General features: G+C 69.1%; 1 protein-coding gene and 1 pseudogene. Both read left to right on the forward strand.

Translation table 11 applies throughout. The features are described from left to right. A partial coding sequence (locus tag EN780_RS35350) for an SPOR domain-containing protein (protein ID WP_133372914.1) occupies positions 1-457 on the forward strand: 457 nt, incomplete at its 5' end. Between the two features lie 132 nt (positions 458-589). Beyond that, a pseudogene (locus EN780_RS35355) lies at positions 590-932 on the forward strand (glycoside hydrolase family 3 N-terminal domain-containing protein); the annotation flags it as partial.

The raw sequence follows: 932 nt of genomic DNA on the forward strand, positions 1-932 counted from the left end.
GTCCGATGCCGCTCAGCCGCTCAAGCCGGCGGCGCCGAAGCCCGAGGCCAAGGCTGAAGCCAAGACGCAGACCACCCACAGCCAGTCGGCCGACACGCCGGCCACTGTTCCGGTTGCGCCGCAGCGTCCGTCCGACCAGCCGGTCGACGTCGTCGGCGAGGTGAAGCCCGACCAGGTCGCCTCCATATCACCGAGCGCGGCAGCGGCGGGCGGCGGTTCGTGGTCGATGCAGATCGCCTCGCAGCCGACGGTTGAAAGCGCGCAGTCCACCTACCAGGACCTGCAGCGCCGCTACGGCAGCGTGCTGTCGGGTCGCACCGCCAACATCGTCAAGGCCGAGATCGCGGGCAAGGGCACCTTCTACCGCGTCCGCGTGCCGGCGCAGTCGCGCAACGACGCGATCGCCCTGTGCACCAGCTACAAGGCGGCCGGCGGCAACTGCTTCGTGTCGCGCTGAGCCTGGCTGCAATCAATCAAACCGGCGCGGCCGCAGGGCTGCGCCGGTTTTTTGTGGACCGGGATCGGGCCTTCAGCCGCATGTTGGGCGGGGAGATTCCCTTTGTCCGCGCGAAGCCCTAAGCTTCCACGTATGACCGAATCAAAATCCATGATCCTCGGCTGCGCCGGGAAATCGCTCACCCCCGAGGAAATCCGTTTCTATCGCGGCGAACGACCGTGGGGGTTCATCCTGTTTGCCCGCAATGTCGGCGAGACCGAGCAGATCCGCGATCTGGTCGCCTCGATGCGCGACGCCGTCGGGCGCGCGGACGCGCCGGTGTTCATCGACCAGGAAGGCGGCCGGGTGCAACGCCTGCGGCCGCCATTGGCGCCGAACTATCCCGCGGGCGGCGCGCTCGGCGCGCTGTGGCGCAACGACCGCGAGGCTGGCCGCCGCGCCGCATGGCTGATGGCGCGGCTGCATGCCTTCGACC

The sequence above is a fragment of the Mesorhizobium sp. M4B.F.Ca.ET.089.01.1.1 genome (assembly GCF_004022605.1).
GTDB lineage: Bacteria > Pseudomonadota > Alphaproteobacteria > Rhizobiales > Rhizobiaceae > Mesorhizobium > Mesorhizobium abyssinicae.